The sequence below is a fragment of the Flavobacterium quisquiliarum genome (genome assembly GCF_019308285.1).
GTDB classification, from domain to species: domain Bacteria; phylum Bacteroidota; class Bacteroidia; order Flavobacteriales; family Flavobacteriaceae; genus Flavobacterium; species Flavobacterium quisquiliarum.
Genome location: NZ_WWEM01000017.1, coordinates 97,429 through 118,931 on the forward strand (window position 1 = coordinate 97,429; position 21,503 = coordinate 118,931).

The following is a 21,503-nucleotide window of genomic DNA, read 5'->3' on the forward strand; positions in this document are numbered from 1 at the left end:
ATGAAATTTAAAAATATATTATTAGCTGCACTTGTAACTTTTGCTACGGTAAGCTGTACAGACAATTTTGACGAACTGGAAAAAGATCCAGTTGCGTTATCTGCAAATCCTGCAGGACAGCTTTCATTTACTCAATTGTGTATGTCTGGTGACGGATATTACCAATGGAGAGCTAACCTTATTTATTCAGGAGGTTTTGTGCAACACTACGCAGGAGCGTGGAATGTAACAGAATTTGGAAGTAAGTTTAAGAAAAACGATGACTACGCAACAGCAATATGGAGAAATGGATATGCTAATGAATTAAAAGGTATCGTAGACGTTATTGAAAAAACAAGCGGAAAAGCTGATATGGTAAATATGAATGCGGTAGCAAAAATCATGAGAGTAATGATTGCACAACGTATTACCGATTTATATGGCGATTGTCCTTATTCAGAAGCTGGTCAAGGTTTCTCTAAAGGAATTGTAACTCCAAAATATGATAAACAAGAGGATATTTACAATCAATTCTTTGCTGAATTAGAAGAGGCTTTTGTACAATTAAATGCAGGAGGCGGAGCTATTAATGGAGATTTGTTTTATAACGGAGATGTTAGCAAATGGAAAAAATTAGCGAATACAATTCGTTTGCGTTTAGCGATGAGAATCTCAGAAGTAAAACCAGCTGAAGCTGAAAAACAAGCAAAAGCAGCGTTTCAAAATGGAGTTTTCGAAAGTAACCTTGATAACTGTATCATGAAACATTTGGATTATCCTTTCAATGATACTCCTGGGGCACTTGATTTTAGAGGAAACGGACTTTCTTATGCACTTATAGGAAATGAAAATGGTGACCACTTTAGTAGTTTAATGATTAATTTCTTGAAGAATAACGGAGATCCTAGATTAACTATGCTTGCAACTCCAAAAACTGGTGGTGCAGCTGGTGGAGCTCCTCTTCCTGGAGAAGATTTGTACATAGGAAATACTCCAGGGCTTTTTCAATGGGAGATGCCAGGTGGTTCAAACGCAATATCTGGAATCCAGCCTTATTTGAAATTAAGAACCACACCATTTTTGCATGTTAGTTATTCAGAGTCACAATTATTGTTAGCTGAAGCTGCATATAGAGGATGGGTTACAGGCTCAGCGGCTGATTACTATAAAAAAGGTGTTGAAGCAGGTATTAGACAATTAGAAATTTATGGTGCTACACCAGCAACTCCTGCGGCGATTAATACTTATTTGACAGCTAAACCTTTAGTGGCAGGATCTGAAAAAGAACAAATTGCAACACAACTTTGGGTTACTTACTTATTCAATAGTATTGAAGCATATTCAAACTGGAGAAGAACAGGTTTCCCGCAATTGTTGCCAATTACCAATCCAGATTCTGAAACAAATGGTGTTACGCCAAAACGTTTATACTATCCAAATGATGAAATGCAGAAGAATGGAGTGAACTATACAGACGCTTTATCAAGAATGGGCGGAACAAACGACTGGCTGAATAAAGTTTGGTGGGATGTAAACTAAAACTAAATTAGAGTTATGCCTAATAAGGTAGTATTAAAATCAAAAATATGAGAAAAAATAAAGCCTTATTAGGCATCCTCTTCTTTATAAGTTCACTTATTTCTGTTTACAGCTGTACTTCACAAAAAGATTCAGAAATTGACAATGTTAAAAAGAAAACAGCACGAGTTGTTGGATATTTATCTACGGATAATTTTGATAAAATGACATCAATTCAGTTTTGTAAATTAACACATCTCAATGTGGCATTTGCAAATCCTGACAAAAATGGAAACATTATTTTCTCAGGAGATATTGATGCACTTGTTAAATATGCCAAATCAGTTAATCCGAATATTGTTATAAGTATTTCTTTGGCAGGTGGTGTAATTTCAGAAGAACAAGCTTCAAACTGGTCATGGTTAATTGATAAACCTGAGAATAGGCCAGCTTTAATTCAAAACATTGTAAATTTTGTAGAGTTACATAAGCTGGATGGCGTTGATGTAGACTTAGAATGGGATGCCGTAACAGCTGGTTACAGCGGTTTTGTTCTGGAATTAAAAAAGAGCATGATTGAGCATAAAAAGCTCTTGACTGCCGCGCTTCCAAACAATTCCCGTTTTGAAAATATAAATGCAGCCGCTTTAGAAGCTTTCGATTTTATCAATGTCATGGCTTATGACTACACTGGTCCTTGGGCGCCAAACAAACCTGGTCAGCATAGTTCTTTTGCTTTTGCTAAGGAAGGAATTGATTTTTGGCATAAACTTCAAAATGTTCCTACTGAAAAACTGACTCTTGGTGTTCCTTTTTATGGTTATAATTTTACGAACCCAGAAGTTACAAGTGCTAAATATAGTGAGATTGTAGCAGCAGGAAAACAATTTGCTGAACAAGATGAATTAGGTAAAATCTATTATAACGGAAGACCAACTATCGCACAAAAAGTAGAATATGCATCTCAAAATACAGGAGGAATCATGATTTGGGAATTAGCGCAGGATTCATTTGATGAGTATTCTTTATTGGAAGTTATTCATAAAAAATACACATCATTAAAAGTAAAAACTACAAGTCTTTGCGGCAACTAAACAGCGGTTCAGCAAACATCAAAAAAAAACAGATCACAAGGGTTTAAGTTTGGTTAGTAGTATTGGTATAGGCTGTGAAAGCAGTCTATACCATTATTAAATCGAAATGTTAATTACCACAAAAAAAGAAAAGAAATGAAAGGTGCTTTAGATATAAAACCTGATATTAGTTACAAAAGCGCAGGAAAGTTTGAAGAAACTCGATTTGAAAAAATTCATAATGAAATCTTCAAAAGTTCTGTCGAAGCTTCTGTAATTGTAGCTCAGGAAATTGCGCAGCTAATTCGATCTAAACAAGAGAAAAATAAATCTTGTGTTTTAGGATTGGCTACAGGTTCTTCTCCTATAAAAGTTTACGAAGAACTGGTGAGAATGCATAGAGAAGAAGGACTAAGTTTTAGCAATGTAATCACTTTTAATTTGGATGAATATTATCCAATGACAAAAGAGAACAATCAGAGTTATCACTATTTCATGCATGAGCATCTTTTTAATCATATTGATATCAAACCTGAAAATATTAATATTCCTGATGGTACGATTGCGATTGAGGAAATCAATCAGTATTGTATCGATTATGAAATGAATATTAAAAACGCAGGTGGTCTTGATTTTCAATTATTAGGAATTGGGCGTACTGGACATGTTGGTTTTAATGAGCCAGGTTCACACATCAATTCTGGAACCCGAATTATCACATTGGATCATATCACGAGAGTTGATGCTTCATCTGCTTTTAATGGTATTGATAATGTACCGAAACGTGCCATTACAATGGGAGTTTCAACAATTATGAGATCAAAACGTATTGTTTTGATGGCATGGGGACAAAATAAGGCAGATATTATTAAGAGAACCATTCAGGGAGATATTAGTTCAGAGATTCCAGCTACATTTTTGCAAAATCATGCAAATGCCACTTTTGTTTTAGATCAGTCTGCAGCTTCAGAATTAACTCGTTTTAAAACACCTTGGTTGGTTGGTGAATGTCTTTGGACTCCAGAAATGAAGAGTAAAGCGATTGTTTGGTTGTGTCAAAAAACAAAACAATCTATTCTAAAATTGACAGACCGTGATTATAATAATAATGGAATGTCTGATCTTTTGGCTCAGGAAGGTTCTGCTTATGATATGAATATCAATATGTTCAATATTTTACAGCATACCATTACCGGATGGCCGGGAGGAAAACCAAACACAGATGATTCGCATCGCCCAGAAAGAGCAAATCCGGCAAAAAAGAGAGTGATTCTTTTTAGTCCGCATCCAGATGATGACGTGATTTCTATGGGAGGAACTTTTTCTAAATTAATCAAACAAGGTCACGACGTACATGTCGTGTATCAAACTTCTGGAAATATTGCAGTTTCTGATGAAGAAGCATTGAAATTTGCTGAAGTAGCCAGTGATTTTGTTGGTGAAGGAAAAGCAGATATTAATTTCCAGGCAGTTATTGATTTCTTGAATAATAAATCGGAAAACCAAATTGATTCTTTAGAAGTTCGAAAATTAAAAGGACTTATCAGAAGAAGGGAATCTTATGGCGCAACAAGATATATTGGACTTAAAGACGAGAACACACACTTTTTAGATCTTCCTTTTTATGAAACAGGACAGGTTAAAAAGAATCCGTTAGGTCAAGAAGATATTGAAATTGTAAAAGATATTATTGCTAAAATAAAACCGCATCAGGTTTTTGCAGCGGGAGATCTAGCAGATCCGCACGGCACGCATGAAGTCTGTCTGAATGCCATTTTTGCTGCTTTAAAAGAACTTAAACCAGAACCTTATATGAAAGACTGCTGGTTGTGGCTTTACAGAGGAGCTTGGCACGAATGGGATATTCATGAAATTGATATGGCTGTTCCATTAAGTCCATCTGAAGTTCTATTAAAACGCCATGCTATTTTGTTTCATCAATCACAGAAAGACAGAGTTATGTTTCAAGGAAATGATTCCAGAGAGTTTTGGGTGAGAGCAGAGGATCGAAATAAAAATACGGCGATTTTATATGATGAATTAGGTTTGGCTGAATATGAAGCGATAGAAGCCTTTAAGCGTTTTGATTACTAACTATTTTTTTGACGATTCATTTTGAAAATGAATCAAATACAAAATTCAGATTGATCTCATTGCAAGAGTGAGGTAAAGCAAAAATCGGTCTGAGTTTTGTTTTTTTAATAAATTAGGGATACTAAACTATCCAACCAAAAAAAGAAAAAATGAAATATCTATTTGTACTATTGTTTGCGGGCTTATCTGCAAGCGCTCAGGTTAAAAAAGAGCAGCTCAATCTTATGCCTTGGCCTCAGAGCGTGGTTATTAATGACGGTAATTTTGCCTTAACTAAAAGTTTTAAAGTAAATATTACTGGTAATCCAAATCCAAGAATTTTTGGAGGAGTAACGCGTTTTCTGCGCCGTCTAGATGGTAGAACAGGTATGTTTTTCGGACAGGGATTTATCACAAAATTAAATGAAGTCCCAAATGCCGAATTGCAGATCAATTGTACAAAAAGTGGTAAAATTGGTTTATACGAGGACGAAAGTTATCATTTAGATATTACATCAAATAAAATTACGCTTAATGCTTCGAGCGATTTAGGAGCTTTGCACGGTTTAGAAACATTATTGCAAATGCTTCAAAACAATGCTTCATCGTATTATTTTCCTGCTTCAAAAATTTCTGATTTTCCAAGATTTACTTGGAGGGGGTTAATGATTGATGTTTCAAGACATTTTCAGCCAGTTGATGTAATCAAAAGAAACATCGATGCATTGGCAGCAATGAAAATGAATGTTTTTCACTGGCATTTAGTTGACGATCAAGGCTGGAGAATTGAAATGAAAAAACATACGAAGTTTATAGAATTAGCTTCAGATGGACTTTATTATACACAAGAGGAAATTAAAAATATCGTAAAATATGCAGATGATCGTGGTATTTTAATTGTTCCAGAAATAGATGTTCCGGGTCACGGATCAGCAATTTTAACAGCTTACCCAGAAATTGGCAGCAAAGTGATTACGCTGAAAGGAGGAACATCCGAAAAAAATATTGAAGGTACAGCAATCGCTACCTATGGAGTTGAAAGAAATGCGGGAATTTTTTCTCCGACATTAGATCCTTCAAATCCTAAAACATACCAAATTTTAAGTGGTGTTTTTGATGAGGTTTGTCCTTTATTTCCAGGAGATTATTTCCATATTGGAGGAGATGAAAATGAAGGGAAAGATTGGGATGCCAATCCGAAAATTCAAGAATTTAAAAAGAAACACAACTTAAAAACCAATCACGAATTACAGACTTATTTCACCATGCAGTTGGCACCGATGTTAAAGAAGCACGGAAAACAGTTAATGGGATGGGAAGAAATATTAACGAAGGATTTATCTAAAGAAGCGATTGTGCATTCTTGGAGAGGTCCAAACGAAGGAATGACAGCTGGACAATCATTGGTAGATGCAGTTAAAAAAGGATATAAAACAGTTTTATCAAACGGCTATTATATCGATTTAATGTATCCAATTGCAAGTCACTATTTAAATGATCCAATGCCAAAAGGAGTTAATTTAACAAATGAAGAAAAAGCGAGAATTCTTGGAGGTGAAGCAACAATGTGGACTGAATTGGTTACTTCTGAAACCATAGATTCAAGACTTTGGCCAAGAACGGCTGCAATTGCCGAAAGACTTTGGTCTGCTGAAGATGTGGTAGATGTTGAGAACATGCGTAAACGTTTAGAAACAATTTCTTTCCGATTAGAAGAATTAGGAATTACACATATCCGTAATAAAGATGTTATCCTGAGAAACATTGCAAACAATCAAAATATTAAAGCGCTTGAAGAATTCTCCTATGTAAGTGAACCATTAAAAGGATATACCCGTAACAAAGGCGGAACAGAATATCAAATGTATTCTCCGTTTACTTTATTCGCAGATGCTTGCGGTCCAGATTCAAAAGATTCTTTAGCATTTGATGCGGCAGTAAATCAGTATTTGGCAAATAAATCAGCGGAGAATAAAGCTAAAGTTGCAGCATTTTTTAATAAATGGATTGCAGTGCACAAAGATTTAACGGATTTAAGTGCAAATGCACCTTTAGTGCAGCCAATATTACCATTGTCTAAAAAGTTAAGTGATGCTTCTCAGGAATTATTATTGGTTTTGGATAATAAATCGACTTCTGGTAATTTGAAAAAGTTAGTTGAAGATTGTAATACAAAAGATCATGCAGATGTTGAACTAGCTGTTTATGCTAGCTTGAAGAAATTATTGTAAAATTAGTTTGAATTAGTGTTTAGTAATTTATTGCCTTTATTAATTTAAAATGATTTATCTCTGCTGGAGCAACACTGGCAGAGATATTTACAAAAATATATTTTTAGTTTATTGTGTCTGGAATTAAATATATTTTCAAGAGTTAATAACAAAGTTCATGAAAATTAAGTGAGGTAAAATTTTTGGTGGGTTAAAATTGAGTTTGGTTATTTATTTTTTAATCTAAATTTTATTTCAAAACAATGTACCGACTTTAGGTAATTTGTTATTTGGTTTTTACCTAAACAAGGACATTTATAAACCTGACAATTCGTTGTCAGGTTTTTTTGTTTAAAAAAGTATTCAATTTAAGGAGGATGGAAATCTTTTAATACTATTTTTACCATAACTAATCAACCCCAAAATAATGAAAGGATTTTTTATTTTTAAGCTTGTATTTTCTATGGTTGGCGCAGGTCTATTGGCTGGAGCTGTTTATTTTTATTTTGATAAAAAGATATTTTTAGAAAAAGCAGAAAGTACGCAGGGAACTGTTATCGAAATGATTGCCAGAAGATCAGATAATTCTACAACATATTGTCCAGTAGTAAGTTTTAAAACAAAATTAGGACAAGAAATTACTTTTACATCTTCTATTAGCAGTAATCCTCCAAGTTATACTGTCAATGAAAAAGTTAAAATTTTATATGATCCAGCAGATCCAAAAGAAGCTGTTATAAACGGATTTGCTTCTTTATGGCTTGTTCCATTGATATTAAGTACAATTGGAACCATATTCTTTTTAATTGGCAGTCTTAGTTTTTTATTTGGATATTTAAAGAAAAGAAAAGCTCAAAATTTACGTGATACAGGAAAATCTGTTACAGCAAAATTTACACAAGTACAATTAAATACCAGCTATACTTCAAACGGAAGACATCCTTACCAAATTTTAAGTCAATGGCAAGATCCAAAAACCAATGATTTATATGTTTTTAAAAGCGATTACATCTGGTTTGATCCAACAGAATTTGTGAAAACAGATACAGTAAGAGTTTTTATTGATCCAGAGAATCCATCAAAATATACTGTGGATATTTCTTTTCTGCCAGCTCTCAAAAATTAAAGTAATAATATAAATTATATCGTAAGTTCGCTATTGTTTCTGAAGGAACAGTAGCGAACTTTTGAGTTAAAATTGACTTATAAAATTTTGATTACTTTTGGGTTTCAATATATTTTTTCAGAATTCATGCAGAAACTTTTCAGTCTAACACTATTCCTTTTCACCTTTTCATTAAGCCAAGCTCAAAACAAATTCGGAAATCCCGAAGTTGATCCTGTTCAAATTCAGAAAACGTACGAACAATGGTCGGTTTATCAGAATAAAAATATAATGCTTTCGAGAGATTTCACAGCTCTTGATGTTTCTTCCAAAGAAATTACCAAAGAAGTTTTTTTAGATCAATTAGCAAATGGAAGTTTCATTCCAATCCGATTAAAATCAGATGCTTCGGTTTATTATTATAAACTTTTCAAAATTCAGCCCAAAACAGATACCAGTATAAAAGCAACTATCAATCAAATTGGTTTTGATGCTTATAAGAATTATAAAATGGAAGGAACGGTTTTCCCTAAATTCTCGTTTAAAGATTTAGATGGAAATTTGGTGACCAATGAATCCATGAAAGGGAAAATAATTGTAATTAAATGTTGGTACATTCATTGTACGCCTTGCATAAAAGAGTTTCCACAGGTTAATAAACTTGTAGAAGAGTATAAGGATAGAAAAGATATTATTTTTATAAGTTTAGCTGAAGATTCACCAGAAGAATTAAAAACATTCTTAGCTAGAAAACCGCTTTCTTATGCTGTAATTCCTGACATGAAAGAATATATGAATGAAGCATTACAATTGAATTCATTTCCAACGCATTTTATTCTAAACAAAAAAGGATTGATTTCGAAAGTGTTACCAAATTTTGAGAGTTTAGAAGTGGCTTTGGCGAAGGAAAGTAAATTTTAGTTTTGAACTATTCGAATTTTTCGAGTAGTTGAAATTAATATCGAATTATGCAGATTTTCCAGATAGTTGAATTTTTAATTCAATGTGTAAAAATGAAGATTAAAGGCACAGTTTGTCATTTCGACCGAAGGGAGAAATCGCACTAGAAACTCCGCATAGAATGTCGCTAATCTTTGTCGAATCCCGCGTGTGATTTGCTTCGCCAGTTCGCTATTGCTCGGGTTTCCTTCGTCGAAATGACAAGATTACGCAGTAATCAACTTCAAAAAATAAAAATTTGCGCCTTCGCGACTTTGCGAGAACCCTTCATCAGCATAAAAAAACTTAGCATCTCAGCACCTTTGCAACTCTGAACCTTTTTCCGTACTTTTGCACCAAATTAATTAAAAAGACATTCATGTTAACAGTCAATAATTTATCAGTTCAATTTGGCAAACGAATTTTGTTTGACGAAGTAAATACCACATTCACTCACGGAAATATTTACGGCGTTATTGGAGCCAACGGTGCTGGAAAATCTACATTTCTAAAAATCATTTCAGGCGATATGGACCCAACTTCTGGTCATATCCATTTAGAGCCGGGAAAACGTATGTCGGTTTTAAACCAGAACCACAACATGTTCGACGAGCATACTGTTTTGGAAACCGTTTTAATGGGAAATAAAGTTCTGTATGCTGTTAAAAAAGAAATGGATGAGCTTTATTTAGATTATAATGATGCCAATGCTGATAGAATAGGGGAATTACAAGTTCAATTTGAAGAAATGAACGGATGGAATGCCGATTCTGACGCAGCATCAATGTTGTCTAACTTAGGAATCACAGAAGCAGATCATTATACTTTAATGGCTGATATGGAAGGAAAAATGAAAGTTCGTGTGCTTTTGGCTCAGGCTCTTTTTGGAAATCCTGATGTATTGATTATGGATGAGCCTACCAACGATTTGGATTTCGAGACAATCGCTTGGTTAGAAAACTTCTTGGCAAACTACGAAAATACTGTAATCGTTGTATCTCACGACCGTCACTTTTTAGATGCGGTTTGTACACATATTTCTGATATTGATTTCGGAAAAATCAATCACTATTCAGGAAACTATACGTTCTGGTACGAGTCTAGCCAATTAGCGGCAAAACAACGTGCACAGCAAAACAAAAAAGCAGAAGAGAAGAAACAAGAGTTGGAAGAATTTATTCGTCGTTTTAGTGCAAACGTTGCGAAATCGAAACAAGCAACTTCTCGTAAAAAAATGATTTCGAAATTGAATATTTCTGAAATCAAACCTTCAAGCCGTCGTTATCCTGCGATTATCTTCGATCAGGATCGTGAAGCTGGAGATCAAATTTTGAATGTAGAAAACTTATCTGCTTCAGTAGATGGAGAAGTTTTATTTAAAGATATTAACTTGAATATGGCGAAAGGCGACAAAATCGTTCTTTTCTCTAAAGATTCACGTGCTACAACGGCTTTCTACGAAATCTTAAACAACGAACAAAAAGCAGATGCTGGAACTTTTGATTGGGGAATTACAACAAACCAAGCCTATTTACCAGCTGAAAACCACAAATATTTCGAAAACGATTTGAGTTTAGTAGACTGGTTACGTCAGTATGCTAAAACGGAAGAAGAACGTGATGAGGTATTCATTAGAGGTTTCTTAGGAAAAATGATTTTCTCTGGAGAAGAAGCTTTAAAAACATCTAGAGTTTTATCTGGAGGAGAAAAAGTACGTTGTATGTTGTCTAGAATGATGATGGAGCGTGCAAACGTTTTAATGTTAGACGAACCAACAAATCACTTAGATTTGGAGTCTATTACAGCTTTCAACAACTCATTGAAAAACTTTAAAGGTTCAGTAATTTTCACTACACATGACCACGAGTTTGCGCAAACTGTTGGTAACAGAATCGTAGAATTGACACCAAACGGAGTAATCGACCGTTACATGACATTTGACGAATATCTTGATGATGAAAAGATTCAGGAACAAAGAAAAAAGATGTACAATCTTTAATCTATAAATTACAATAAAAAAATCCCAAATCCCAAATTAAAATTGGAGTTTGGGATTTTTTTATTGGAGTCTAATTTTAAACACATAGAAACATAGTTTTAGTGTCGAATTTAGTGAGAATAAAGAACTACAAAAGAGAAATATATTTCTTTCACATAGCTATGTTTTTTGTAAAAAAGTGAAACGCCTCTAAGCAGTTTCAAAAACTATGTTTCTATGTGTTTAAAAAAAATCCCCGCTATGTAAATAACGAGGATTTTTTTATGTCTTATTTGCTTCCGAACATTTTAGCGAAAATCCAGATAATAATCGCAACCACAAAAATTACGATAAAAATCCCGAATCCCATTCCGGCTTTAAAAATGTCTCCAACTAGTTCACAGCTTGTAAATGAAAACAGTATTACGAATACCATTAACAATCTTAGTATTTTATTTTGCATGATTCTGATATTTTAAATTCATACTTAAAATTACTTCAAGAATCAAGAAAATGTGTTATAGAATTTTTGAGAAATGTTTTATTATTGTATTTCCTTTAACTTGATAATTTAAAATTCTATGATTGCCAATAACCCTAAACGTATTGAAGTAATGGATGCGTTACGAGGTTTTGCGCTTATGATTATAGTGTTGCTCCACTGCATGCAGCATTTTGACATAGATTATATTCCAGAATACTTGCCAGAATCGATTAAAACCTTAGATAGTATAGTAGCAAGTGTCTTCTCTTATCTTTTTGCTGGAAAAGCTTATGCCATTTTTGCATTTCTTTTTGGATTCAGCTTTTTTATTCAGAATGAAAATCAGAAAAAGAAAGGAAAAAATTTTAGACCGAGATTTTTGTGGAGACTCATACTGTTGTTTTGTTTCGGGATTTTCAATACCATTTTTTTTGCGGGTGATATTTTGATGCTCTATGCAGTATTAGGAATAGTTTTGTTGTTGGTTTCTAATTTAAAAACTAAATATGTTTTTGGCATAGCAATTTTTTTATTGCTTTTGCCTTTAGAATGGTATAAAGTTTTTAATTTATTATTTAATTCAGAATATGTAATCAAGGAAAGCAGCAGAAGTTTTTATTCTTATCAAACACAGTTGTACTTAAAGGGAAATTCTTTTGTTGATGTCGTGATAGGAAATCTAACAACAGGCAGAATTTCATCATTTTTATGGAATTGGGATACTGGAAAATGTTTTCAAACTGCGGGATTATTTGTGTTAGGAACGCTTGCTGGTCGAAAACAGCTTTTCCTTACTTCTAAAGTAAATTTTATCTTTTGGAAAAAAACGCTTCGATATGCTTTGATAATTGTTGCGATACTTTTGATTATTCGAATCAATATTTATTCATCATTTGAAAATAAAACTTTAGCAGATTCTATAATGCTTATTGTCACTTCTTGGGCAAATTTTGCTTTTACATTTGTATTAATAAGTCTTTTCATTTTGTTTTATGCAAAAGAAAAAACACAAAAGGTTTTAGAGAAATTAGTTCCTTATGGGAAGATGAGTTTAACCAATTACGTTTTGCAATCTATTGTTGGTTCAGTTTTATTTTATCAATATGGTTTGGGACTTTTTAAATATACCGGAGCTGTTTTTAGTTTAATAATCGGAATTGTTTTGTTTTTGCTTCAGCTGGCATTTTCTAATTGGTGGCTGAAAAATCATAAACAAGGCCCACTGGAATTTATTTGGCATAAATTAACTTGGATTGCCAGCTCTAAATCTAAATGATTAGAAAAGTCTAAGTTGATTTTTGAAAATTTTGATTCATACAAAAGGAAAAAAGAGCTATCGGATTGATCAATATTGTAGGGCTGGATTTATCAAATATATATTTTGATAAACTCTTTCATAAGTTTTATTTAATGGTATTCTTTTCTTTCAAATAATAAAATTCTATTCGTTTCATTCTCAATTGATTCTAAATAATCGTTTTCATTAAAACAGACATGATAAGGTAAATCCCAAGGAGAGATTTTATCTGTGTTAGAGTCTAAATAGATTTTAATTCTGTTTAGCAAAACTTCTCTATCAGTAATTAAATCATTAAAATGTTCTATACGTATATTTTCTTCTCTATTAACTAATATGTTATGAAGCTTTAGAAGATTGTTTTTAAAATTATTTTTGCCTAGAACTTCAATTGTATATTCCAGATCAGATAATTTAGGATCAATTGATAAATTAAAAATAGGTGTTACATCTTCGTATGGTTCTCCCCATTCAAATTTTTTCTCTTCTACATAGCAAAATGGGAATGTACTTTTATTAATGTAAATCATTTGGTTGTATGTATGATTTGTTTAATTTTTTTTATTAATATATAGTTAGTGCTAAAAAAGGTTACTCGTATTTGAGTAATAGATTAAATTGTTTTTTTAGCAATTATTATAGTGTGAGTTTCGATATTATTACCTCTGAAATAACTGACGTCAAACAACTTAATAATTATGAAATTGTTTATTAGAAGTTGACTGCTTATTCCTTCTAAACTGTGATAATAAAAAAAGACGCGATCACCAGTACTTCCAGAAATGAAACCAGAATCATAAGGCTTTCCCTGAACAAAACTTAAATATAAAATTCCATTGGTTAAAAGAATGTTTCCAGCATCATTCATAAGTTTATGAGAATCTTGTTGTGATAAATATGGTAAACAAAAACCACACACAATAGCATCAAATTTTTGACTTAGTGAATCAAGTTCTCTTGTATCCATTAATTTGAAGTTGGCAGAAGGATTATTAGCTTTTGCTAATTCAATCATATTTGGCGCAATATCAATGCCTGTAATCTTTAAGTCGCTTCTTTTTGATAATAAATATTTTGTAATATTCCCTGGTCCACAACCAATTTCAAGAATATTTAATTGTTCCTTAGTGAGGGTTTTACTAAAAAAATCATAAGTTTCATTATACAAACTTAAATACATAAACTTCTCTTCGTAGAGATTTGCAATTTTATTCCAAGTTTCAAAAGTTTCTTTGTATTTGTCCATAGATTATTTTCAAAGCATTATTTAACCAAATAAAGTTAAAAATTTTCTTTTGCTAAAATATGGTATTTAGGTAAGAAAAAATTTTCAAAAAGCTAAATTTGTTTTCTAAAATATTTCAGTATCCAACACCCCAACAAATAAAATCAGATTCCGTATATTTGCGCAACCAAACATTACAATCACTTATGAGTCAAAAAGTATTACTTAATTCGAAAGAAGTTACTATCATACTCCATCGTTTGGCTTGTCAGTTAATCGAAAAACATCTTGATTTCTCTAATACAATTTTGGTGGGAATTCAGCCAAGAGGTGTTTATTTAGCGGAACGTTTAAAACAATTATTAGAAGACGAATACAAGGTTCCTGAAATTACTTTAGGTTATCTGGATATCACTTTTTTTAGAGATGATTTCCGTCGTACTGATAAACCGCTTGAAGCCAATAAAACCCAAATCAATTTTATAGTCGAAGACAAAAAAGTCATTTTTATCGATGACGTTTTGTTTACCGGAAGAAGCATTCGTTCTGCTTTGACAGCAATTCAGTCTTTTGGAAGACCTTCAGAAATTGAATTATTGGTTTTAATTGACAGACGTTTCAGCCGTCATTTACCTATTCAGCCCGATTACAGAGGCCGTCAGGTAGATGCAATTAATGGAGAAAAGGTAATTGTAAGCTGGAAAGAAAATGATGGTGAAGATGTTGTTCATTTGGTTACCAATTAAAATGAATCGTTAAAAATTGAAAATACAATCATGACAGAGGACGAAGAGTTTATTTATGAATCAATTTTTAACCAGGTAAGAATGGGATTTCTTTCTATTGATGATATTAAAGAGAACATCATGGAAGAAATTGAAGATAATGAATTTGAAGAGGAAATTTCAGAAGCTTGGGCTTTTGAAAAAATCGACGAAGAATACCAAAAGTTACTTGCAGAAAGTGAACAATGGAAAAGCCCGACTGATACTGAAAGACTAATAAACGCGTTTGATGAATTATGCGATCAGAATATCGTAGCGCTTCACAATGCAGGTTACACTACAAGTGATGGCGAATATGAAGTTGTTGAGGTAGAAAGAGAGCTTCGTGAAAATGGAGTTACATCTGACGGCTACTGTTTTTATCACGAACAAGATTTAGCGAGAGCGATTGATCCTGAAAATCCAAGTTTGTATATCGCTTTTCAAAAAGTTGATAACTCTGATCCAGCAGTTACAATTGAAGTTGGAAAGAAAGTTGCCGAAGTTCTGAGAAATAATGGTTTTGAGGTAAAATGGGAAGAAACTGCTTCTCGAAAAATTGAAATTCCAAATTTCAGATGGCAGCAGGTTTATAATGAAGATTCGAGAGACCTTCAGGATTATGGAGAAGTTGTAGAGAGAATGATTGAATAGAGTAGCTGCTCTTTAAAGAAGCATGGAATGAAACCCGTTTTTCATTCGGAATTTGACCAATAATATTAAAGAAACAACAATGAAAGAATTAAGCGTAAATCATTTATTAGGAATAAAATACATTAATGAAAATGATATTAACCTGATTTTTGAAACGGCAGATCATTTTAAAGAAGTCATTAACCGACCGATTAAAAAAGTTCCTTCATTACGAGATATTACCATTGCCAATATTTTCTTTGAAAACAGTACCAGAACCAAACTTTCGTTTGAATTAGCGCAGAAACGTTTATCTGCTGATGTCATCAGTTTTTCTGCAGCTCAATCATCCGTTAAAAAAGGAGAAACCCTGATTGATACTGTAAATAATATCCTTTCGATGAAAGTTGATATGGTTGTAATGCGCCACTCCAATCCCGGAGCGGCTTATTTTTTATCCAAAAATGTCAAAGCGAGTATCGTAAATGCGGGAGATGGAGCGCACGAACATCCAACTCAGGCTTTGTTAGATAGTTATTCGATTAGAGAAAAACTGGGCGATGTTGCTGGAAAAAAAGTAGTTATTGTAGGCGATATTCTGCATTCTAGAGTGGCCTTATCTAATATATACGCTTTGCAGATGCAAGGTGCTGAGGTTAAAGTTTGCGGACCAAAAACCTTGATTCCGAGATACATTGAATCACTTGGAGTTACAGTTGAACCGAATTTGCGTAAAGCATTAGAATGGTGCGACGTTGCCAATATGCTTCGAGTACAAAACGAACGTATGGATGTAAATTTCTTCCCATCGACACGTGAATACGCACAGCAATACGGAGTAGACAAACCGCTCTTGGATTCATTAGGAAAAGAAATCGTAATCATGCACCCAGGACCAATCAATAGAGGAGTAGAGATTACTTCAGAAGTGGCTGATTCTGATCATTCTGTAATCTTGAATCAGGTGGAGAATGGTGTAGCGATTAGAATGGCGGTTATTTATCTTTTGGCTTCTAAGATTCAGTAGGTATTTAGTATTCAGTGTTCAGATTTTGAGTGTTCAGCTTTGAAATTAATGTCACAGTAAGCAAAGTAGAGGTGCTTTAAAAAATGAAACTTGCTTTGCAAACGAGGCTTGCACTTTGCTCAGCCTGAAAAACTTGGAACCTGAAACTTTAAACCTGAAACCAAAAAATAAAAAAACTTCGTACCTTAGCTCTCAGAAAATCAATTTTTATATAAGCCCCATAAATTAAAAAATGAAAGTAGATCAAAAAGGACATACCGTTACAATTAAAGATACTCAAGGAGATGTAAATGCTTTCTTGGAAAAAGTAACGCAGCAATTTAAAACCTTTGAAAAGCACAATATCATAATCGACTTGTCTTCTGATGAAGTTTCAGAAAATGATTTGAAACTTTTTTTACCGCTTTCTAAAACACATAAAAAAGCAAAAAAATCGTTTGTAATTGTTGCCTCTGATCTTGATTTTAATGCTATTTCTGATAAATTGGCTGTAGTTCCTTCTCTTTTGGAAGCTCATGATATTATCGAAATGGAAGAAATTGAGAGAGACCTCGGTTTTTAATTGTAGATTTCTGGTTTTAGATTTTAGATTTTTTTAATGTTACTTTTTAAAATGTTTTATAAATCTAAAATCTACGATCTAAAATCTAAAATTAGAAAATGAAATTAACAATACTTGGCTGTTATGCCGCAACTCCTAGAACACTTACTAATCCGACTTCACAAGTCTTAGAAATTAGAAACAGATTATTTTTAATTGACTGCGGCGAAGGAACTCAGGTGCAACTTCGAAAGAATAAAATTAAATTCTCGAAGATCAACCACATTTTTATTTCACATCTTCATGGAGATCATCTTTACGGATTGATCGGAACGATTTCGACTTTTTCCCTTTTGGGAAGAACAACCGATTTGCATGTTTATGGTCCAAAAGGAATTAAAGAATTGATTCTGCTTCAATTAAAATTGACAGAATCCTGGACCACTTACAGTTTGTTTTTTCATGAATTGGAATCGAAGGAAAGTGAAGTAATTTTTGAAGATGCTAAAGTCATTGTAAAAACGATTCCGCTAAAACACCGTGTTTATACAAATGGTTATTTATTTCAGGAAAAACCTGCTGAACGAAAACTGAATGTAGAAGCAGTACAGCATTATGATATTCATGTTGCTTATTATCAAAAGATAAAAAATGGTGGTAATGTTACATTGGACGACGGAACTGTAATCGAAAATGAAAAACTGACTTTTGATCCAGAACCAGCAAAAAGTTATGCCTTTTGTTCAGATACGGTTTACAATGAAGCAATAATTCCGATTATAGCAAATACAGATGTTTTGTATCACGAATCTACTTTTTTAGATTCGGAAGCAAGGCTAGCAGAAAAAACGCTTCATTCAACTGCAAAAGAAGCAGCGACTATTGCTTTAAAAGCAAATGTCAAACAGCTTATTTTAGGACATTACTCTACGCGTTATGATGGTTTAGAGTCATTTAAAAAAGAAGCAGAAGAAGTTTTTCCAAATGTGCTTTTAGCAGATGATGGATTGAGTTTTGATTTGTAATTTAGAAGATACTAAGTTGCTAAGGTTCTGAGATTCTAAGTTTTGAAAATTGTTGTCTCTGCTAGAGAAGTCGAAGGACTTTTATCGTAAAGTATGTTTTAGAAGAGTTGGTTTTCGATTTTGTTCAGCTTGACAAAGCCGAGAGAAAAGAAGCTAAAAATGAAATATCAAATTTGTAAGATTGCTTGAGGAAAATCTAAAATCAGCAATCTAAAATCTAAAATAATAGTCATGAGTGATTTAAGTAATTATAGAAAATCTTACGAGAAAAGCGAATTGCTGGAAACTAATATTCCAGAAGATCCTATTAACCTTTTTAACCGATGGTTTCATGAAGTGGAAGATTTCGGTGGAAGTGGAGAAGTAAATGCGATGACCATTTCAACTATTGGTTTGGATGGTTTTCCTAAATCTCGTGTAGTCTTATTGAAAAAATTCTCAGAAGAGGGTTTTATATTTTACACTAATTATAATTCTGAAAAAGGAAAAGCAATAGAAGCAAATCCGAATGTGTGTTTGTCTTTTTTCTGGCAGGAAATGGAACGTCAGGTAATTATTAAAGGAATTGCACAGAAAACTTCGGAAATCATTTCAGATAATTATTTTGATTCACGTCCAGAAGGCAGTAAACTCGGAGCTGTAGTTTCGCATCAAAGTGAAGTAATTCCTTCACGAGATTTTTTAGAAACAAATTTGAAAAAATTAGAAATCGAGTTTGAAGGAAAATCAATTCCAAGACCTGAAAATTGGGGAGGATATATTGTCACTCCGTTACAAGTAGAATTCTGGCAGGGAAGAGCAAATAGATTACATGATAGGATACGTTATACCAGTCAATCTGATTTTTCATGGAAAATTGAACGACTTTCTTCTTAATTTGTAAGAAAATAACATTGGTATTAAAAATTAGTGTGTATTTCATCGATTTTTTTTGTAGTTTAACGGTAAATTGAATATGTTTGATCTAGAAAATTAGACGACAAGTTATTCATAAAATAAATTTAAAGGATTTGCCCCAACATCTACTTTAAACTGCTAAAATGCTGTTGATTATGGAAAAGATTAAGCGCACCATGTTGTTCATTGCGATTCTAGTCGCAATGAACGCATGTTCTGCAGATACCGCCGAAGGAAGCGTGGATAATACTCCAGTCTCAACGCTTATTACAAATTACACTTACAATGACACAGAAGTTCAGACCATGAAACTCATAAACGATTATCGAGTTAGTGTTGGTTTAAATGCTTTGGAGAGAAGTAATCATATCTCTTTTAAATGTCAAGAACATAATCTTTATATGATTGAGAATAAAGTTGTAGATCATAATGATTTTACAGCAAGATCTAATAATATTACAAATGTTTTAGGAGCTAAAAAAGTTGGTGAGAACGTTGCCTACAACTATAAAACTCCTGAAGCGGCTTTGAGAGCCTGGCTGGAGAGTCCAGGCCACAAAGAGAATATCGAAGGTGATTTTACGCACTTCGGCTTATCTGTAACTACAGATAGTACTAATGGCAAAAAATATTATACAAATATTTTTGCTAAACTTTAAACGAATATTGAACAGGTTGGTTTTTTAGAAGTCGTTGTAATTCATAGAGTTGCAACGACTTTTTATTTAAAAAAAAACTGCCTGTGTTTACAAGCAGTTTTATTGGTTAGATAGTTTCGATTTTTATAACGCCGTGATTATAAATTCACTTCTTCTGTTGGCCTGATGTTCTTCTTCAGTACATTTAACACCATCAGAACATTTATTTACTAATTGGGTTTCTCCGAAGCCTTTTCCAGTTAATCGGTTTGGTGCTATTCCGTTTTTAATCAGCCATTTGATTGTTGATTTTGCTCTGCGGTCAGATAAAGCTTCATTGTATTTATGAGTAGCTCTACTATCAGTATGTGAACGAATATCTAGTTTCATGGTTGGATACTCATTTAAGACCACTAATATTTTTTCTAGATCTAAAGCCGCTTCGGTTCTAATATTAGATTTATCTAAATCAAAGTAAATCATTTTAATTCCGAAACATTTACCTAAATCGTCTCCAACAGTAACCTTACAAGTTGATTTTTCTAATGCAATTGGTAAAGTTGTTTTTCCTGTTGTTTTTGAGATCGTTACACTTAATTCTTTAGTAGTGTATTCTGGCTTTTCTGCTCGTACTAAATAAGCTTTACCGCAATCTACAGGAAAAGTATACTTTCCATAATTATCAGAAACTGTCGAATTTTTAACATTCATTTGATTGTCAAATAAGGTCACTTTTGTTCCTGGCAGAATTGTTCCTGTATCAAGATCAGTTATTATACCTTCAAGTTCTTGAATACATTTTAATTTTCTAGTTTCTAGAAATTTGTAGATATCATCAGAACCTTGTCCGCCATCTTTATTGGAACTATAAAAGCCTCTTCTTGTAGCGGTATCAATAATGTATGCAAAATCATCTTTAGACGAATTAATGTCTGATCCGACATTTTGAACATTGTCGATTGTCCCGTCATCTTCGATATTAGCAACAAAAACATCCAAACCTCCTAATCCTGGATGACCATCAGATGAAAAATAAATTTCATTTTCATTTGTGACAAAAGGATAGGTTTCTTTTCCTTCGGTATTAATTGCATTTCCTAGATTTTCTGGAGTGCCATATCCTCCATTCGGATTGATAGTAACTTTATACAAATCTGATTGTCCAATAGACCCAGGCATATCAGAAGAAAAGTATAAAGTTTTTTCGTCTGGGCTTAAGGCAGGATGACCGACACTGTAATTGTTACTATTAAAAGGAAGTTCTGTAATGTTGTTCCATTTGTTTTTTTCATCTAAAGTAGCCTTGTAAATTTTGATTAAAGTAACTCTATGATCGTCTTTTCCTTTTTTTCCATCAATATAATTGTTTCGGGTAAAGTAAACTGTTTTTCCATCTTTAGTAAAAACAGGAGAGGATTCGTGAAACTTGGTATTAATAGTCGATTTAAACTTATTTACTTTTCCGGCATTTCCAGTTTCTGCATTTAAATCGGCATTGTAGATGTTAGTAAAATATTCGCCAGTCCATTTGTGTTTGCGCTGTGAAAAATTCCCAGTATCTCTTGCAGAGGCAAAGTAAATTTTGTTGTTATAAACGTAAGATCCGTAGTCTGAATATTTACTGTTTATTCCTGCATCTTCAACTTTATATCTTCCCGAATTAGCTTTAATTTGGTCTAGGTAATTTATATTTTCTGAATAAAATTTTGCTCTAGAATCGGTTTTTGATTTTGCCTTAAATTCATCAAACATTTTATTCGCTTTACTAATGTCTCCCGTCGATTTTAGAGATTGAGCATATCTATAATAGTATTCTGGTTCAACGGTTGTATTCATAGCAAATAATTCTCCATACCATTTAGCAGCACCTCCAAAATTGGAATTAAAATAATAAGCATTGCCTAGTTTTTTAAACATATCTTCAGATTTGTAACCTTTATTAGCTACTTTTTCATAGGTTTTAATGGCATCAACATAGGCGTAGTTATCATACTTCTTATCACCAGAATTTATTTTTGCCTGTTGCCCATAAGTACTGAAAGAAAAAGAACTTATAATTATAAGGAAAAGTAGAGTATAGTTTTTCATGATACAATT

19 protein-coding genes are annotated in these 21,503 nt (G+C 33.0%); 15 read left to right on the top strand and 4 right to left on the bottom strand.

Annotation, left to right across the window (positions count from 1 at the left end; translation table 11 throughout):
- From GSY47_RS06805 to GSY47_RS06835, 7 genes are all read left to right on the top strand, one after another.
- On the top strand, positions 1-1,518 hold the full coding sequence (locus GSY47_RS06805; RefSeq protein WP_179004999.1) for a SusD/RagB family nutrient-binding outer membrane lipoprotein: 1,518 nt from the start codon (positions 1-3) through the stop codon (positions 1,516-1,518).
- Positions 1,519-1,565: 47 nt separating this feature from the next.
- Entirely contained in the window at positions 1,566-2,591 is a 1,026-nt protein-coding gene (locus GSY47_RS06810; protein ID WP_179005001.1) for a glycosyl hydrolase family 18 protein, read from the top strand.
- A 135-nt stretch (positions 2,592-2,726) separates the two neighbouring features.
- A complete protein-coding gene (nagB, locus tag GSY47_RS06815; protein WP_179005003.1) occupies positions 2,727-4,664 on the top strand; it encodes a glucosamine-6-phosphate deaminase in 1,938 nt (645 codons plus the stop codon).
- Between the two features lie 149 nt (positions 4,665-4,813).
- Positions 4,814-6,874, top strand: coding sequence for a beta-N-acetylhexosaminidase (locus tag GSY47_RS06820; RefSeq protein ID WP_179005005.1), 2,061 nt, complete (start codon positions 4,814-4,816; stop codon positions 6,872-6,874).
- A gap of 406 nt (positions 6,875-7,280) precedes the next feature.
- Complete coding sequence (locus GSY47_RS06825) at positions 7,281-7,979, top strand: DUF3592 domain-containing protein (RefSeq protein ID WP_219071199.1); 699 nt, start codon at positions 7,281-7,283, stop codon at positions 7,977-7,979.
- Between the two features lie 126 nt (positions 7,980-8,105).
- On the top strand, positions 8,106-8,879 hold the full coding sequence (locus GSY47_RS06830; RefSeq protein WP_179005009.1) for a TlpA family protein disulfide reductase: 774 nt from the start codon (positions 8,106-8,108) through the stop codon (positions 8,877-8,879).
- A gap of 397 nt (positions 8,880-9,276) precedes the next feature.
- Positions 9,277-10,896, top strand: coding sequence for an ABC-F family ATP-binding cassette domain-containing protein (locus GSY47_RS06835; RefSeq protein WP_179005011.1), 1,620 nt, complete (start codon positions 9,277-9,279; stop codon positions 10,894-10,896).
- A gap of 268 nt (positions 10,897-11,164) precedes the next feature.
- Here GSY47_RS06835 and GSY47_RS06840 read toward each other — a convergent pair whose 3' ends face one another.
- Entirely contained in the window at positions 11,165-11,338 is a 174-nt protein-coding gene (locus tag GSY47_RS06840; RefSeq protein WP_179005013.1) for a hypothetical protein, read from the bottom strand.
- 118 nt (positions 11,339-11,456) lie between these two features.
- Here GSY47_RS06840 and GSY47_RS06845 point away from each other — a divergent pair, with 118 nt between their 5' ends.
- Complete coding sequence (locus tag GSY47_RS06845; protein ID WP_179005015.1) at positions 11,457-12,635, top strand: DUF418 domain-containing protein; 1,179 nt, start codon at positions 11,457-11,459, stop codon at positions 12,633-12,635.
- Between the two features lie 131 nt (positions 12,636-12,766).
- On the opposite strand, the gene GSY47_RS06850 is transcribed toward GSY47_RS06845, so the two are convergent.
- Both GSY47_RS06850 and GSY47_RS06855 read right to left on the bottom strand, forming a co-directional pair.
- Positions 12,767-13,186, bottom strand: coding sequence for a hypothetical protein (locus tag GSY47_RS06850; RefSeq protein ID WP_179005017.1), 420 nt, complete (start codon positions 13,184-13,186; stop codon positions 12,767-12,769).
- A gap of 83 nt (positions 13,187-13,269) precedes the next feature.
- Positions 13,270-13,902, bottom strand: coding sequence for a class I SAM-dependent DNA methyltransferase (locus GSY47_RS06855; protein WP_219071200.1), 633 nt, complete (start codon positions 13,900-13,902; stop codon positions 13,270-13,272).
- 185 nt (positions 13,903-14,087) lie between these two features.
- Here GSY47_RS06855 and pyrR point away from each other — a divergent pair, with 185 nt between their 5' ends.
- The 7 genes from pyrR to GSY47_RS06890 all read left to right on the top strand — a co-directional run bounded on the left by pyrR (position 14,088) and on the right by GSY47_RS06890 (position 19,427).
- Positions 14,088-14,627, top strand: coding sequence for a bifunctional pyr operon transcriptional regulator/uracil phosphoribosyltransferase PyrR (gene pyrR, locus GSY47_RS06860; protein WP_179005021.1), 540 nt, complete (start codon positions 14,088-14,090; stop codon positions 14,625-14,627).
- A 30-nt stretch (positions 14,628-14,657) separates the two neighbouring features.
- Positions 14,658-15,299 carry a DUF6891 domain-containing protein gene (locus tag GSY47_RS06865; protein WP_179005023.1) on the top strand — a complete coding sequence of 214 codons (642 nt, stop codon included), beginning with the start codon at positions 14,658-14,660 and terminating at the stop codon, positions 15,297-15,299.
- 79 nt (positions 15,300-15,378) lie between these two features.
- The gene (locus tag GSY47_RS06870) at positions 15,379-16,305 is read left to right on the top strand and encodes an aspartate carbamoyltransferase catalytic subunit (protein ID WP_029273654.1); all 927 of its coding nucleotides are present in this window, start codon (positions 15,379-15,381) and stop codon (positions 16,303-16,305) included.
- A 232-nt stretch (positions 16,306-16,537) separates the two neighbouring features.
- Positions 16,538-16,867: a ribonuclease Z gene (locus GSY47_RS06875; RefSeq protein WP_179005025.1), complete on the top strand. Its 330-nt coding sequence runs from the start codon at positions 16,538-16,540 to the stop codon at positions 16,865-16,867.
- Positions 16,868-16,965: 98 nt separating this feature from the next.
- Positions 16,966-17,871, top strand: a complete 906-nt coding sequence (locus GSY47_RS06880) for a ribonuclease Z (RefSeq protein WP_179005027.1) — start codon at positions 16,966-16,968, stop codon at positions 17,869-17,871.
- A gap of 231 nt (positions 17,872-18,102) precedes the next feature.
- On the top strand, positions 18,103-18,747 hold the full coding sequence (gene pdxH, locus GSY47_RS06885) for a pyridoxamine 5'-phosphate oxidase (protein WP_179005029.1): 645 nt from the start codon (positions 18,103-18,105) through the stop codon (positions 18,745-18,747).
- A 176-nt stretch (positions 18,748-18,923) separates the two neighbouring features.
- Positions 18,924-19,427 carry a CAP domain-containing protein gene (locus GSY47_RS06890; RefSeq protein ID WP_246611277.1) on the top strand — a complete coding sequence of 168 codons (504 nt, stop codon included), beginning with the start codon at positions 18,924-18,926 and terminating at the stop codon, positions 19,425-19,427.
- 123 nt (positions 19,428-19,550) lie between these two features.
- Here GSY47_RS06890 and GSY47_RS06895 read toward each other — a convergent pair whose 3' ends face one another.
- Positions 19,551-21,494 carry an OmpA family protein gene (locus GSY47_RS06895; RefSeq protein ID WP_219071201.1) on the bottom strand — a complete coding sequence of 648 codons (1,944 nt, stop codon included), beginning with the start codon at positions 21,492-21,494 and terminating at the stop codon, positions 19,551-19,553.
- Positions 21,495-21,503: the final 9 nt, after the last annotated feature.